Raw genomic sequence first — 14480 nt, 5'->3', positions numbered from 1 at the left:
CCAGCCTGACCATCCGGTTGCGGCTGGCTGAGGCCGACCCGACCAACGCCGGGGCCCAACGCGACCTGTCCGTCTCCCACGACAAGCTCGGGGATGTGGCGGTGGCGGTGGGGGACTTGGCTGAGGCCGATCGGGTCTACCGGGCCAGCCTGACCATCCGGTTGCGGCTGGCTGAGGCCGACCCGACCAACGCCGGGGCCCAACGCGACCTGTCCGTCTCCTACGAACGGCTCGGGGTCGATGTTCAGCAAGCTGGTGATCGTGACGAGGCGACGCGGCTCTTCACGATGGCGACGGAGATTCGGCGGATGCTTCAGCGCCGAGAACCGGATCGTGTCGATCTCGCCGAAGAACTGGCTGTCACGCTGGCCTTCCTCGGTGGAATCGCGATTGAGGAGGATGTTCGGAGCGAGATCGCCAGGGAGATACGCCCGTTGCTGGCGCCGTTTGAGGAACGAAGTGTCCTCACGCAGAAGGGCTATGCCGTACTCGGTCAGATACAAGACTGGTAGTGCCTCATCGGCTGTCGGAACGCCCCACGGCACGCTGCCCTGACGGTCGCGGTCAGGTCGACGGTCGCTCACATCGATCGGTGATCTCTGACCGGTAATCCCGTGACCCGTCGATCTTTACTGATCCTATTACGACGATCTCGTTGCATCCGCTCATTCAGGGAGACGGGTTGAGGTCGGGACGGCGCTAAAGGTTTCGATTTCGGCTGCCGTGTCGCGCGCGACCGCGGACCCCGCATGGCGAGGGTCTGACAGGCTACCGTGCACGCGGCGTATGAGGGTGCGGATTCCGTGGTTGCGTTGCGCCGGTGGAATAGCCAGGACTGGCCCGAGAGTTTCGCGACCGCCTTCGACTTCGCCCTGGCGAATGCGTACCATGGCAAGGTCGATGTATGCCCCTGCTTTACTTCCGTAGCTGGCGTCTGCTGCATCTGGCGTGTCAAATGCGTGTACCGCTTCAGTGGCGGCTCGTTCGGCCTCGGCGTGGTCCGGAAGCAGAGTAAGAGCGTCGGCGCTGACGAAGAGCTGGACCGCCTGGGGAAAGGTGAGTTCTCCACCTATTTCGTCCAGGTCGTCAGCCTGCACATGCTCTCTGGTTTCCGTGGCGCGGGCGAGCGCGGCCCTTGTCTCTGCCACGTCCCCCAGCGCGGCATGTGCCCGCGCTTCCTGCACGGCGAGCTGAACTGGCATAGAACCGGTCACCGTCTCCGCGTCCGCGTGGGCGAGGGACAGATAGCGCAGGGCCTCCCGTGGCGCTCCGGACCAGTAGGCGGCGCGGGCCTGCTCGATCCGTATCCACACCCGCAGGCCAGGATGGTCGGCGCGATCCGCGCACAGGTACGCCGCACGTGCGTTCATGCGGGCGGCCTGAAACTGGCTGAGGTCGACACCGGCAAGCGCCAGCAGTCCGGATGTGATTGCCGCGAGGAAGTAGAGGTCACGGGACTGGTGGGGCACGCCCGGCCCGTCGAGAAGGCGGAACGCGACGCGCTGGGCGCTGATGAGGGGGTCGACGAGGTTCGTCGCCTGGGTGGGATAGGCGGCGACCAGCCGGCGGACCTCGGCGTGTAGGAGGTCCATCACCTCTGGGGACGGGACGGCGCGTTCCGCGTTGACGAGGAACTGGAAGGTCTCGTCAGCGGCCATGAGCATCCGCCTTTCTGAGCTGTCCTGCGCCGGGGGCGCATCCACAGAACCCACCCAATCCCCAGAGTAAGCCCGCGCGTCGACCCGGGCGACGCTCATAGGCTTACCGGTCCAGCCATGGCTTCTCACCGGCCGGAGTAGGCTCGTCGACCGTGGAGAACTGCCGCCGCCGAGCAGCCGGCTGCGGGCCCGGTCGGGCATGGCCAGGCCGTCGGCGACTCGGACGAAGACCTCGAGGTCGGTCACCCGGCGCTTGCCCGTGCAGATGCGGCTGACCTCGCCCTGGCTCATGCCACAGCGAGACGCGAGAAGCGTCTGACTGCACCCGTACCGGCTCATCAGCACGAACAGCGCGCCGACGTCACGGTCGTTGAGCGCGGTGAGGAACGACGGCTCGTCCCAGACGTGGTCCGGTAACGGGAGCGGCACGGGATCGGCAGGCATCGGCGGTACTCCCCGGGCATTCGGCCTGAAAGGACTGAGGCGAACCAGTCCAGCACGCAGCGTTGTTGAGCGTAATCCCACCGGATCAGCCGTGGAAAGGGGGCCGCTCGCGGCATATTTTTCTGGCGCTGCGTAACCGTGAACGGCGGCCGGCTTCCTTACCCGGTGTGCGACCCGCCGTCTATCAGCCGCGCTCATGACACCGGCTCATGACACCGGCTCATGACACCGGCTCATGACACCGGCTCATGACACGAGCTCATAGGCCGCGCCGATAGTCCTCGCCGTCTCGGCTCATGAGACACAGCCGTTGCCATATCACGGCCGGGACCGCGCAGAATCCTCTTCAGGCCCCCGGGCCGGGTTGAGCTCTCGTGCACGCCCCGGCGCTCCCCGGCCCGGGGCGCCCGCCATGAATATCGGGCCGAGGGGTTAGCGACAGAAGGGCGTAATAGTGACCGCACAGGAAAGGTGTCATGCCGGTGCCGACAATCAGTCGCCGTTCGCTGCTGACGGGGGCCGCGATGAATGCCGCCATGCTGTCCGGGGCTGAGGACCATCCCGGCCGGTCCGTGCTGGCCGCCGCACGGATGATCCTGGAAGCGGCACCCGCCAGCATCGAACGCGCGACCGGCCGGGCGCCGCTCATCGCGGTGACCCACCACCTGGCGGCGGCCCACGCGAGCCTCGAGGACCTGGCCCGCCGCGGCGATCCTGGTGTCAGAGCGACTGCCCACGCCCTGACTGTCCACTGCCAGCTCAGCACAGCGGACGCGTTATTCGGGCTCGGCGCGGTCGTCCGGGCCTGCCAGGCGCTGCGGATCGTCCGCGAGCGTGCCGACGCTATCGACGATGCTGCCCGCCGAGACGACCTTCTGCATACCGCGTTGCGTATCGAAGGAAAGATCTATACGTATGGGTCGTCGCGTGGCCCCGTCCCGCCCGCGTTAGTCGAGTGCGATCCCACCCGCGCGCGGACGCCGGCGCAGGTCGCGGTCGCGTTCCAGGCCGCCCGACTCGGCGCACGGGAATGGTCACCAGCACGACTCCAAGCGCACGTCGGCTATGCCCTCGACGCCGCGGACCGGCTGCCCGCGGCAAGGACCACCGGGGTGTACGTGGATCGCTTCTCGTTCCTCAACGCGCTGTATCACGCCCAGGTGGCGTGGGCTACCGGCGGCGTTGTTTCCCTCGCCGAGCGCTACTACCCGGAGGTCGCCACCGGGATGGCCGGGCATCAAGCGGGTATCGCGGTCGTCGAATTCACCATGGCGCGGATGTATTTCCGGCTCGGCCGGCTCGCGGACGGGATCGACCATGTCCGCCGCGGACAGCAGGCCGACCCGGGACACTGGGCCTCCCACCGGGCGCGGATCGGCGCCCGCAACGCTGCCTTCCGCCATCGCGCCGACCCGTATCTGCGGGGTCTGTTTCCGGCTCCGCCACCACGCCCGATCACGGCGCTCGGTTCCGGTACGAGGTAGGCCACCGACCAGGGAAGGGGAACGAGACGTGGACGAGCAGCGCATCGTGCGCGGGATCGAACGGGAGCTGGAGATCGCGATTGCCGCCGTCGCGACGGTCACCCGGCTGCTCGACGAGCCGGACGGGCCGTGGAACTACGTGCACCTGACGCTGTTCCGGGAGCGGGCCGGCGGCATCCGCGACGATCTCCAGCATATGGCCGTCCGGGTGGCCGAAACGGGGCAGGTGTCCGCGTGAGCGGCGCATCCCGGCCGGGCCGGCAGACCGGCCGTCCGGACAGCGCCCGCGTCGGGAATCCCCGCGTGTTCCGATGCAGCGGTCGTCGACCTGCGGCCAGGATGGGGCGCCCGGGTTCACTCGGCTGATGGCACGAGAACGGAGACGGTGCGGATGGCTGCCTGGCCCGGTGCGCTCGACCCGCACATCGCACCACAGATGGCCAGCTCCGCTCTGCTGGTGATCGACACCCAGGTCGACTTTGTCGATGGCGGGGCCTGCCCCGTCCCCGGCACCACCCAGGTGCTCCCAGCGATCACTCAGCTGCTCCGGGCGTATCGGGTGGCCCGCCTGCCGATCATCCATGTGGTCCGACTCTACGACGGCGACGATGTCGACCTGCCCCGCCGCACTTTGATCGCTTCCGGGGCGCCGATCGTGCGGCCCGGCTCCGCAGGCTCCCAGATAGTCCCCGAGCTGCAGCCCGACGGTGCGCCCGCGCTTGACCCGGGCCGTCTGCTGCTCGGCGACTGGCAGGTGCTCGCCGAGCATGAATGGGCGCTGTGGAAGCCGCGTTGGAGCGCCTTTCACCGCACGGCGCTGGACCGCTACCTGCGTCGCCTTGGCGTGACCACGGTGGTCATCGCCGGCTGCAACTATCCCAACTGCCCCCGCGCCACCGTCTACGGCGCCAGCGAACGCGATTACCGGGTCCTCGTTGTCTCCGACGTTATCTCCGGCATCCAGCCCCATCACATCCAGGAAGCGGTCGCAATGGGCGTTCCCTGCGCATCGAGCGATGAGATCACCAGGAACCTCAACGTGCGACCGCCCACATGAGAGCCCCCGCACGGCTGGTGCCATAACGCCGGATGCGGTGTTGACTTGAGACCTGCCATGCCGTATCAGCGGGTGAGCCCCAACCGGCACCGCCCGTGATCGGTTGTGTTCCGGCGTGGCGGCCAGTGGCGATGTCGGGCGCGACCCGACGTCAGCGACCTGTACCTGTACCTGGCCGCCGCGTTCGCCACTGTCCGTTGTCTGATCCAGAGGGCCCGGATCGCCTACCGCTGGGAGGGTCGGCCCACCACCCGGCGTCTCACGTGACGCCTATTGCCGGGCGCTCTTAACGATGTGTATCTGATGCTCCTGCCACAACACCAGATTCACATCGTTCCCACAGAGGGTGCGGCAATAGGGACGCGGCATCGCGGGGCTATCGCCGGGCGTTCTCAATCTGGAGGCACGGGGAGGTCACCGGGCGAGGATCGTCAGGACGGCGCTTCGCAGGGTGGTCAGGCGGGCATCGGCCTGGCTGCGGGCGGCCGCGAGAGCCGTTGCGTCCGCGCTGGGATCGACCGGGATGGTTACTTCCAGGTAGATTTTGATCTTTGGTTCGGTGCCGCTGGGACGCACGACCACCCGTCCGCCATCCGCGAGGCGAAAAATCAGCACATCGGAAGCTGGTAGTGCGGCAACTTTGCTGTCCTTGATGGTGTCTTTGATGGACGGGCCGGCAGTAAGATCACGCACGTCGACGACCGCTGCATCGCCGATGCGGGTCGGGGGCTCCGCCCGTAGCATCCTCATGATCGAAGAAAGCTGCCCGGTATCGGTGATGCGGACCGACACCGCAGACGTGGCGTGCAGGCCGCACCGGCGGACAAGGTCGTCGAGCCGGTCGAGCAGGGTGCGACCACGGCTCTTCTCCGCCGCGGCGATCCCGGCGATGGCCAGCGCCGCGGTGATCCCGTCCTTGTCGCGGACGAGGCCGGGCGCTACCGCGTAGCCGAGCGCCTCCTCGTAACCGAACACGAGGCCAGGGTGTGCCCGCATGATCCACTTGAAGCCGGTGAGGGTCTCGATGCACGCCACGCCATACGCGGCCGCGAGCGTGGCCAGAGCGCGGGAGCTGACCACCGTCGTCGCGACCGGGCCGGGGCGGGTACGCAGCACCTCGTCGGCAAGGAGGAGCCCGACCTCATCGCCGGTGAGGATGCGATCGCCCACCGCGACCGCACAGCGATCCGCATCCGGGTCGTTGGCGATGATCACGTCGGCGGCCACCGCCCGGCCGAGGGCGAGGACCCGGTCCATCGCCCCAGGCTCCTCGGGGTTCGGGAACGCCACGGTCGGGAAGTCCGGGTCGGGTCGCGCCTGCTCGGGGACCATGAACGGTGGGGCGAACCCCGCGCGGGTGAACACCGCACGCAGCGTGTCCGCACCGACGCCGTGCAGCGGTGTGTAGGCCACCCGGAGGTCCGCGGCGACGCTCGTGTCGTCCATCGCGTCGCTCGTCGTGTCGCCCGCGGGCCACAGCGCTGCCGCCGCCTCGAGGTAGCTGGACCGGATCTCGTCACCGAGTCGCGTCCAGTCATCGCTCAAGGGGATGGACGCTGCCGGTCCGACGGCGTCGATCGCGGCTTCGATCATCGTGTCGACCGGAGCGATGATCTGCGCTCCGTTTGCCGGGTCTCCGGCCGGTGCGCCCAGGTAGACCTTGTACCCGTTGTCGGTTGCCGGATTGTGGCTGGCGGTAACCATGATCCCGGCGTCCGCGCCGAGCTGGCGCACCGCGAAGGCGAGCACCGGCGTGGGTACCGGCACCGGCAGCAGGGCGGCCCGTAGTCCCGCGCCGGCCAGCACCCGGACGCTGTCGAGCGCGAACCGCTCACTGCCGTGCCGGGCGTCCGCGCCGACCACGACCAGCGGCGCTGCCCGGCCCGGATCCGGCGAGCGCAGCCACGCCGCGAGTCCCGCCGCCGTACGTCGGACGACCGCGGTGTTCATCCCGGCGGGACCGGCGCGAAGTGGCCCCCGCAGCCCCGCCGTGCCGAACCGGAGGGCACCGGAGAATCGGGTTCGCAGGGCCGGAAGGTCACCGGCTTCGAGCGCACGGGTGAGTTCCGCACGGTCGGCGGGCTCGAGGTCACCCGCGATCCAGTCCCGGACCCGGGCGACGAGATCGCAATCCGCCTCAACCATGGCGGCCGGGTCGGCTTTGGCGGCCGGGTCGACTGTGTCGGCCGGGTCGGCTGGGTCGATCATTCACCGCGGCGGGCCCGCTCAGAGCCTGGTGACGACCGCGGCGAGCAGCGAGCCCATCCGCTCGGCGGCGGCGGCACCGGCGGCCAGCACCTCACGGTGGTCGAGCGGCGTGCCGCTCATACCGGCCGCGAGGTTGGTCACCAGAGACAAGGCGAGCACGTCGGCGCCTTCGGCCCGGGCCACGATCGTCTCGTGGATGGTTGACATGCCCACCAGGTCCGCGCCGAGCGTCCGCAGCATCCGGATCTCGGCCGGCGTTTCGAAATGCGGCCCAGGCAGGCCCGCATACACCCCCTCGGTGAGGGTGGGATCGACAGTGCGTGCCAGGTCACGCAGACGCGGGGCATAGGCGTCGGTGAGATCGACGAACCGCGGACCGAGCAGCGGGCTGCGCCCGGTGAGGTTCAGATGATCGGCTACGAGGACCGGCTGGCCGACGCTGTAGTCCTCCCGGAGCCCGCCCGCGGCATTGGTGAGTACCACCGTGGACGCGCCGGCGGCGCAGGCCGTCCGAACGCTGTGGGTGACAACAGACAGATCATGATCCTCATAGGCGTGGACCCGGCCGAGGAAGAGCAGCAGGTGGCGCCCGCCGAGCGTGATGGAACGAACTTTCCCGGCGTGGCCGGGCGCGCGTTGCGGCACGAAGCCACCGAGCTCGGTAACGGTTGTCTCGCCGGCTGTCCTACCTGCCGCGGCCAGCACGTCTGCCGCCGGCAGCCATCCGGACCCGAGAATCACGGCAACGTCATGACGCTCGATCCCGGTGAGCTCGGCCAGACGCGCCGCCGAGACCGAGGCATCCGATGCCTGGAGGGTGGGCCGCATGCGGCGACTGTAGCTTCTCCGGGGACCTTGCCTGGGAGATGGGGGAAGCGCCCGGCTGGGACGGGGGACGTGCCCCGGCTAGAGTGGCCAGTCCCACGCCACTCCGTAGTGAAGGCCGCGGGAAAGTTCGACGAAGCCCTTGCGCACATAGCCCAGACCGCTCGGCCGGAGCCACTGATGTTCGTTGTCCGGATGCAGCCGGGTCTCCGGACCGAGCGCGCCGGCGAAGTACCACAGCCGATCCGGCGTCGTCGCCGGATCGAACTGTACCTGCAGTATGTACCGGTTGTCCTGTTGTGCTTTCGGCACATAACTCAGCACGGGGACCATCTCACGGTCGCTCTGCACCCGCAGCCGGTAGGCAAAGGAAATACGGCGGCCGGGCGGAAGAGTCGCCGGGAATTCAAGTTCGGACACCTGGTGCCCGTTCGAGGTGAATGCGGACCGGCGGACCACGCAGTTTGCCAGTGGTTCCAGGAAGACCACGCCGGGCCGGGGGTCGCTGTGATAACGGGACGTGGCGACGTAATGATCGACACCGTCGTCGAGTGCGACCAGCGACCGGAACACCAGAACTTCCGTGAGGAACCGACCGGAGAGCCGGACCAGGATCTCGGTCCGGTCGAGAGAGAACCGGTGCGACCCGGCTTCCAGAAGATCTCCGATCCCGTCGTTTTCAAGATATTCTCGCCAGCCGTCGCGGATGTTCAGCTCCGCGACCCGTTGCTGCAGGAGGAGCGCCACCTCGCTCGTTCCCCGATAGAACCATTCACGAACGGTGCGCTCGTGCCTGCCCCGCCGGCGGGCGAGTGCGTCGATACGGGCGGTCAGGGACGGATCGCCCGGATTTTCACCGTCTATGTTGAAACCGACCTGTGCCCCGGTGCGCAGCTTTTCCTGGGATAGCGCGTGACAGCACTCGGTTATGATTCTCTGTAATGCCGTCGCGCGCTGACCGTCGGTCCATTCACCTGGTGTTCCCGGTAGTTTCACCAGAGGTGAACCGGCTATTTTCTCGAGGTTCAGACCACGTCCGGTCGAGAGTGCGACGAGCTCCGCCCTGATCGTCTCCACGGTTAACTGGGTCATGGCGTTGTGGGTCATGGGTCAGCCCCGTTCCCGTCCTGACTCGGGCCTGTGGACGCGCGAAAGGAGCCGTGATCGCGCACCGTTTGGCCTACCCGCCCGTCGGGCTCCGGGCATGCCCCTCACGGTCGGGCGATATGAACCGGCGCGGCGGTGCGCTGGTTCGACCGGCGGTGAAGAGCTGTTGAGCCGTGGAGCCTCCCGTGGAAAAGGGTAGACGTTGTGGGCTTCCGATGTGTGCACAGTCGACGAAAGGCGAAGAAAGCATGTTGTATTGTCTGGATTATCTGTTTTGTGTATCCGCGATGCGGATTATCGGGTTGGCCCTCCCTGCCGCAGGCCCCGGCGCAGGCCCCGGCACAGGCCCCGGCCCAAGCGCAGGCCGCCGTGTTGATCAGTGTGGAGGCGGCGGTGACGCGCGTGGCAACTGTGAGGCGCGCACGCGGGGGCCGGCTTTCCCTACCATCTGGCCATGAGCGAGCGTCTGTCGGAGTCCGGCCAGCCGATCAAGTCTGTGTACGGTGCACCCGATCTTCCTGAGGATCTGTCGGAGCGTCTCGGCGCGCCTGGCGAGTATCCGTTCACCCGGGGCGTCTACCCGACCATGTACACCGGCAAGCCGTGGACGATGCGGCAGTACGCGGGCTTCGGCACCGCGCGGGAGTCCAACGAGCGTTACCACTCGCTCGTCGCCGCCGGCACCGGCGGGCTTTCCGTCGCCTTCGACCTGCCCACCCAGATGGGCTTCGACTCCGACGAGCCGATCGCGCACGGCGAGGTCGGCAAGGTCGGCGTGGCGATCGACTCGATCGAGGACATGCGGCTGCTCTTCGCCGGCATCCCACTCGACCAGGTCTCCACCTCGATGACCATCAACGCGCCCGCGTCCGTGCTGCTGTTGCTCTACCAACTGGTCGCCGAGGAACAGGGCGTTCCGGGTTCGAAGATCACCGGGACGATCCAGAACGACGTCCTCAAGGAGTACATCGCTCGCGGCACCTACATCTACCCGCCGGCGCCGTCACTGCGGCTGGTCTCGGACACCTTCGCCTACTGCCGCAACGAGATCCCCAAGTGGAACACGATCTCGATTTCCGGCTACCACATGGCTGAGGCCGGGGCGACCCCCGCCCAGGAGATCGCGTTCACCCTTGCCGACGGCATCGCCTACGTCCGGGCGGCGATCGATGCCGGGCTCGTGGTCGACGAGTTCGCACCGCGGCTGTCGTTCTTCTTCGTCTCCCGCACGACCCTGCTGGAGGAGGTGGCGAAGTTCCGCGCCGCCCGCCGGATCTGGGCGGACGTGATGAAGAACACCTTCGGTGCGACCAACCCCAAATCGATGATGCTGCGCTTCCACACCCAGACCGCCGGCGTGCAGCTGACCGCACAGCAGCCCGAGGTCAACCTCGTCCGGGTCGCGGTGCAGGGCCTCGCGGCCGTGCTGGGCGGTACCCAGAGCCTGCACACGAACTCCTACGACGAGGCCATCGCCCTACCCACGGTCAAGGCCGCGACGCTGGCGCTGCGTACCCAGCAGGTCCTCGCCTACGAGACGGACATCACCGCCACCGTCGACCCGTTCGCCGGCTCCTACGCGGTCGAGGCGCTGACCGACGAGGTCGAGCACGCCGCCCGTGAACTGATGGAACAGGTCGAAAAGCGCGGGGGAGCAGTCGCCGCGATCGAGCAGGGCTACCAGAAGAGCGAGATCGAGAATTCCGCGTACGCGGTCCTGAAGGGCATCGAGGACGGCTCGCGGACCGTGGTCGGCGTCAACCGGTTCCGGGCCGAGCAGGAGGACCGCTACGAGCCGTTGCGGGTGGACCCGTCGATCGAGGCCGACCAGGCCGCCCGGCTGGCCACACTGCGAGCCGACCGCGACAACGCCGAGGTGACACGCTGCCTGGACGCGGTCAAAGCCGCCGCGCAGGGGACGGACAACGTCCTCTATCCGCTCAAGGAGGCCCTGCGCGCCCGCGCCACCGTCGGTGAGGTCTGTCACGCTCTGCGCGCGGTCTGGGGGGTGTACCGCCCCGCCGACGCCTTCTGAGGTGGCCGGGCGCAGGTGTCAGGTGGCCTTGTGATACCTACAGGGCTGTTTGGTATCACAAGCTAGCGCCAGTGGTAGGTAGGTATCACAACGCCGGGGCGTGATGGATGTGTTACGGAAGGGGTGCGGTTGGGTCGCCTTCGATCGCCTGGAGGATGCCGTTCGCGACGAACAGGCGATTGCGGACGCGGCCCGGTACCTCCGTGAGGATTCCGCTCTCCACCAACTTCGTGACGGTCAGGCTGGCGGAACGATGCGTGACAGCGAGAATGCCCCGAGCTCGGCTGATGGTCAGTGCCGGGACGTCGAACAGTGCGTCCACCAGCACTCCCAACAGCGCGGACGAGCGCGCGGTGCTGACCCGGGCGCGGTAGTCGTCGCGCAGGCTCTGTAGCGAGACGGAGCGACGCACCGCATCCCGGGCCTGTTCGGCGACACCGCGGAGGAAGAAACCCACCCAGCCGGCCCAGTCCCCGTGGGTCGAGACCCGCAGCAGGCCGGCGTAGTACTCGTCGCGTCGCGGTTCGATCCACGCCGAGATGTCGAGTAGGGGGGCATCGAGCAGGTCCCATTCGGCCAGCAGCAGGACGACGAGAAGTCTGCCGACCCGGCCGTTGCCGTCGAGGAACGGGTGGATCGCCTCGAACTGGTAGTGCGCACACGCAATCGTGACCAGTGGTGGCAGATCGTGGTCGGCGTGCAGGTATTTCTCGAACGCGTCCAGGCACTCCCACAGTCGCTCGGGTGGCGGCGGAACGTAGGTCGCGGTGTCGAGGGTGCACCCGGGCGCTCCGATCCAGTTCTGGCTTCGCCGAACATCGCCCGGAGTGGCGTAGTTGCCGCGGACGCCGCCCAGCAGGATGGCGTGCGCTTCCCGGAGCAACGACACGCTCAGCGGGAGCCGACGGTTCGGATCAAGAGCGTGTTCGACCGCCGTCACATAGTTGAACACCTCCCGGACGTCATTGCCGTCGTCGTGGGTTGGTTGGTCCGCCTCGAACAGGACCAGATCCGACACGGACGCCTGTGTTCCCTCGATCCGGCTGGACAGCACGGCTTCCCGGCGGACGAGCGCGCGGGCCAGCAGGCGTGGATTGGGCAACGTGCGACCAGCGCCGGCAAGCTCGCCGAGGGCACGGTCGGCCTCCGAGAGCAGACCGACCAGGGACCGGTCGAAGTCGAGCGCCGGTGGCAGCGGCGGTGGGACGAAGGCGAGGTAGTCGCGCTCGGCCCGCACGACGTAGCACGACTGCTCGGGAGCGAAGGAGTCACGCCGCACCGATACCCACCCACCGTCCCGATGTCCTTGTGATACCTACAGGGCTGTTTGGTATCACAAGGATGCGCCAGTGGTCAGTAGGTATCACAACACCGAGCCGTGGGTAGGGCAGCCTTGCGTCCGTGGTGTCCTGTGCGTCCGTGCTGCCCTGGACGCGTGTGGTGCCCGGTGGTGCAAGGCTGGGACGCGTGCGAGGCATACCGGTACGCCGGCTCGGATCACTGCACGTGCTGTCGGAGTGACGCTGAGCGTCAGTGCGGGTCTCTCCAGAAGGTGGCAGAAACGGCTCGAGCGACTGGGCTGCTTGGGCCTCCGGCGTGCGAGAAGAGCCATGATCGTGCACTCTGTGGCCTACGAGCCAAGCGTAGTCAGACCTGTCCCTCACGTGAGTTACAGTGGTGTCACTCGTTCTCGATGAAGAGAACGAATCCTCGAGGAAGAATCTGTGTCCCGTGTCTACGTGTTCGCCGACGAGTCGGGTAACTTCGACTTCAGCCGCAAGCCCGGAGCGAGCCGCTACTTCAGCGTTGGCACAGTCGTGCAACGCGACGATGGACCAGGTCGGCTTGCCGCTGACCTGAACCAGCTGCGACACGACCTGGCCTGGCAGGGAATAGGGCTTGATGGGGCCTTCCACGCGACGGAGGACACTCAACAGGTCCGCGATGCCGTTTTCAAGACACTTGCCGTCCACCCGCTCCGCGTTGACGTCACCCTGGTGGAGAAAAGTAAAGCCATTCCGCGAATCCGGGACACGGATGTAACATTTTTCAAGTATGCTTGGTTTTATCATTTTCGCGCATTGGCGCCCCAAATTATTGATGTGGGCGACGAATTGATGGTGGTTGCGTCGGAGATCGGCACCAAAAAGCGGCGCGCAGCATTTCGGGCGGCAGTGGAGGATGTGGTACGACAATGCAGTGATTTCCGTGTCCCGCACCGCATTGCATTTCGGCCGTGCATGAGTGATCCGTCTTTACAAGCTGCGGATTACTGTCTGTGGGCGGTCACGCGCTACTGGGAGCGCGCTGACGACCGCTCGCGTCTCCTTGTCGATCACCAGGTGGCAAGTCAGTATGACCTGTTCGAAACCGGAGTACATCACTACTATTAGATAAATTGCCCCGGCCGGCTAGCCGCAGGACGCGGCAGAGCCCAGGGGCTCTTGTCGCTAGCCGGGACCACCTCCTTACCATACCCGTTGTCATTGCTGACGGCCACTGCCCGGGACGGCCTTGCGCGTCTGGCGCCCTGGACGCGTGTGGTGCCCGGTGGTGGAAGGCTGGGACGCGTGCGAGGCATACCGGCACGTCGGGCCAGGCCACCGGACGTGCCGCTGGAGCCGGGGGAGTTCACCGAGGTCGTGCTGCGGGGCCGGCTCACCGATCCCGCAGGTCCCGGTGCGCTCACCGCCAGGGCCGAACGCTTCATCGGGCGTCGGTTGGGGACGTCCCGCTGGATCCTGCTCACCACCCGGCGGTTGCTGGTCGTCGCGCCGTTCCCACGGGCGGGTGACTACTTCGACGTGGCGTTCGACCGACGAACGGTCGCGGCATCCCAGGGGCGCAAGCGCGGTGACCTGATCACCGTCGACCTGATGACCCCGGCCGGACGGCAGGTGCTGCGGGTGCCGGCAAGCCTGCGCGGCGAGGTCTCCCGCCTCATCCGGGCATTGCGCCGTCCCCGTTGAGTGATCGGATGTCCGTGTGGTCAGGGGTCAGGGGCCAGGGGGCAGGTGCCAGAGCGCGTTGATGCGCCGGACCGGCCCGCGAGCAGGCAAGGAGCCTGCGCAGGTCGCCACGGCGTTCGATGACGGACAGTTCGGTGACATCCCGCTCGATAAGGGCGGACAGATACGACTCGAAGAAGGCCGTGCGGGCGGCTGGCCGCTGGTTCGGAGGGCATCGGGTCGGGTGGAGCGGTGGACCCACCGGGTGGACATGCGGCTCACCTGAACAGAGACCACAAGGATATCGCTGCGGCTGTAGTGCTAACGCGCGGCGTGTGACAATCGTGCGAAATCACCTGCGAGGTGGCGGGCCGATACGACGGTCCCCGTCGACGTGATTATGCGCCCGAAAACGCTGGAACTCCTCAAATACTCGATTTACTTCACTCTCGCTAACGGATGGGCACTGGTAATCCTGTGCCGCAATGCGTCCGAGAAGGCGAGATTCCGGCAGCAGGTCGTGGTTCTTGAGGTAGTAGTTGACCGCATCGCTCCAGACCCATGCACCGTCCGTGACAAACACCATCGGTACGACCGGTCCGCGGCCTGGGTTTATTTGGTCGTGCGATCGTGCGCGTATCGCCATGATTACTTCGCCGGAATCTAGAAACTCAAGAAGGCGGGCCTTCTCAGCGGTGTCCGTAATACGAGGAT

At 67.2% G+C, this 14480-nt stretch carries 11 protein-coding genes and 2 pseudogenes; 7 read left to right on the top strand and 6 right to left on the bottom strand.

Annotation, left to right across the window (positions count from 1 at the left end; translation table 11 throughout):
* Nucleotides 1-512, top strand: a pseudogene (locus U9977_RS18455) (hypothetical protein); the annotation flags it as partial.
* Nucleotides 513-665: 153 nt separating this feature from the next.
* Here the strand turns inward: U9977_RS18455 and U9977_RS18450 are convergent.
* Complete coding sequence (locus U9977_RS18450; RefSeq protein ID WP_322750527.1) at nt 666-2102, bottom strand: helix-turn-helix transcriptional regulator; 1437 nt, start codon at nt 2100-2102, stop codon at nt 666-668.
* Between the two features lie 482 nt (nt 2103-2584).
* Between U9977_RS18450 and U9977_RS18445 the strand changes: the two genes are divergently transcribed.
* The 3 genes from U9977_RS18445 (at nt 2585) to U9977_RS18435 (ending at nt 4643) form a co-directional block, all read left to right on the top strand.
* Nucleotides 2585-3586 (top strand): hypothetical protein, encoded by a 1002-nt coding sequence (locus tag U9977_RS18445; RefSeq protein ID WP_322750526.1) that lies wholly within the window; start codon nt 2585-2587, stop codon nt 3584-3586.
* Between the two features lie 28 nt (nt 3587-3614).
* Nucleotides 3615-3824 carry a hypothetical protein gene (locus U9977_RS18440; RefSeq protein ID WP_322750525.1) on the top strand — a complete coding sequence of 70 codons (210 nt, stop codon included), beginning with the start codon at nt 3615-3617 and terminating at the stop codon, nt 3822-3824.
* A 153-nt stretch (nt 3825-3977) separates the two neighbouring features.
* Complete coding sequence (locus U9977_RS18435) at nt 3978-4643, top strand: isochorismatase family cysteine hydrolase (RefSeq protein ID WP_322750524.1); 666 nt, start codon at nt 3978-3980, stop codon at nt 4641-4643.
* Between the two features lie 414 nt (nt 4644-5057).
* Here U9977_RS18435 and U9977_RS18425 read toward each other — a convergent pair whose 3' ends face one another.
* The 3 genes from U9977_RS18425 to U9977_RS18415 form a co-directional block, all read right to left on the bottom strand.
* Nucleotides 5058-6788, bottom strand: a complete 1731-nt coding sequence (locus U9977_RS18425; protein WP_322750529.1) for a phospho-sugar mutase — start codon at nt 6786-6788, stop codon at nt 5058-5060.
* A gap of 81 nt (nt 6789-6869) precedes the next feature.
* Nucleotides 6870-7679, bottom strand: coding sequence for a purine-nucleoside phosphorylase (locus U9977_RS18420; protein WP_322750523.1), 810 nt, complete (start codon nt 7677-7679; stop codon nt 6870-6872).
* Between the two features lie 78 nt (nt 7680-7757).
* The gene (locus U9977_RS18415; RefSeq protein ID WP_322750522.1) at nt 7758-8783 is read right to left on the bottom strand and encodes a hypothetical protein; all 1026 of its coding nucleotides are present in this window, start codon (nt 8781-8783) and stop codon (nt 7758-7760) included.
* 454 nt (nt 8784-9237) lie between these two features.
* Between U9977_RS18415 and U9977_RS18410 the strand changes: the two genes are divergently transcribed.
* A complete protein-coding gene (locus U9977_RS18410; RefSeq protein ID WP_322750521.1) occupies nt 9238-10818 on the top strand; it encodes an acyl-CoA mutase large subunit family protein in 1581 nt (526 codons plus the stop codon).
* Between the two features lie 112 nt (nt 10819-10930).
* On the opposite strand, the gene U9977_RS18405 is transcribed toward U9977_RS18410, so the two are convergent.
* Complete coding sequence (locus U9977_RS18405; RefSeq protein ID WP_322750520.1) at nt 10931-12097, bottom strand: Fic family protein; 1167 nt, start codon at nt 12095-12097, stop codon at nt 10931-10933.
* A gap of 445 nt (nt 12098-12542) precedes the next feature.
* Between U9977_RS18405 and U9977_RS18400 the strand changes: the two genes are divergently transcribed.
* Together U9977_RS18400 and U9977_RS18395 are read left to right on the top strand one after the other, a co-directional pair.
* A complete protein-coding gene (locus U9977_RS18400) occupies nt 12543-13211 on the top strand; it encodes a DUF3800 domain-containing protein (RefSeq protein ID WP_322750519.1) in 669 nt (222 codons plus the stop codon).
* Between the two features lie 177 nt (nt 13212-13388).
* On the top strand, nt 13389-13787 hold the full coding sequence (locus U9977_RS18395) for a hypothetical protein (protein ID WP_322750518.1): 399 nt from the start codon (nt 13389-13391) through the stop codon (nt 13785-13787).
* 331 nt (nt 13788-14118) lie between these two features.
* Here the strand turns inward: U9977_RS18395 and U9977_RS18390 are convergent.
* A pseudogene (locus tag U9977_RS18390) lies at nt 14119-14480 on the bottom strand (hypothetical protein); the annotation flags it as partial.

The organism is Protofrankia sp. Cas8 (assembly GCF_963555845.1).
Lineage (GTDB): Bacteria > Actinomycetota > Actinomycetes > Frankiales > Frankiaceae > Protofrankia.
This window is presented reverse-complemented; position numbering and strand designations above follow the sequence as displayed.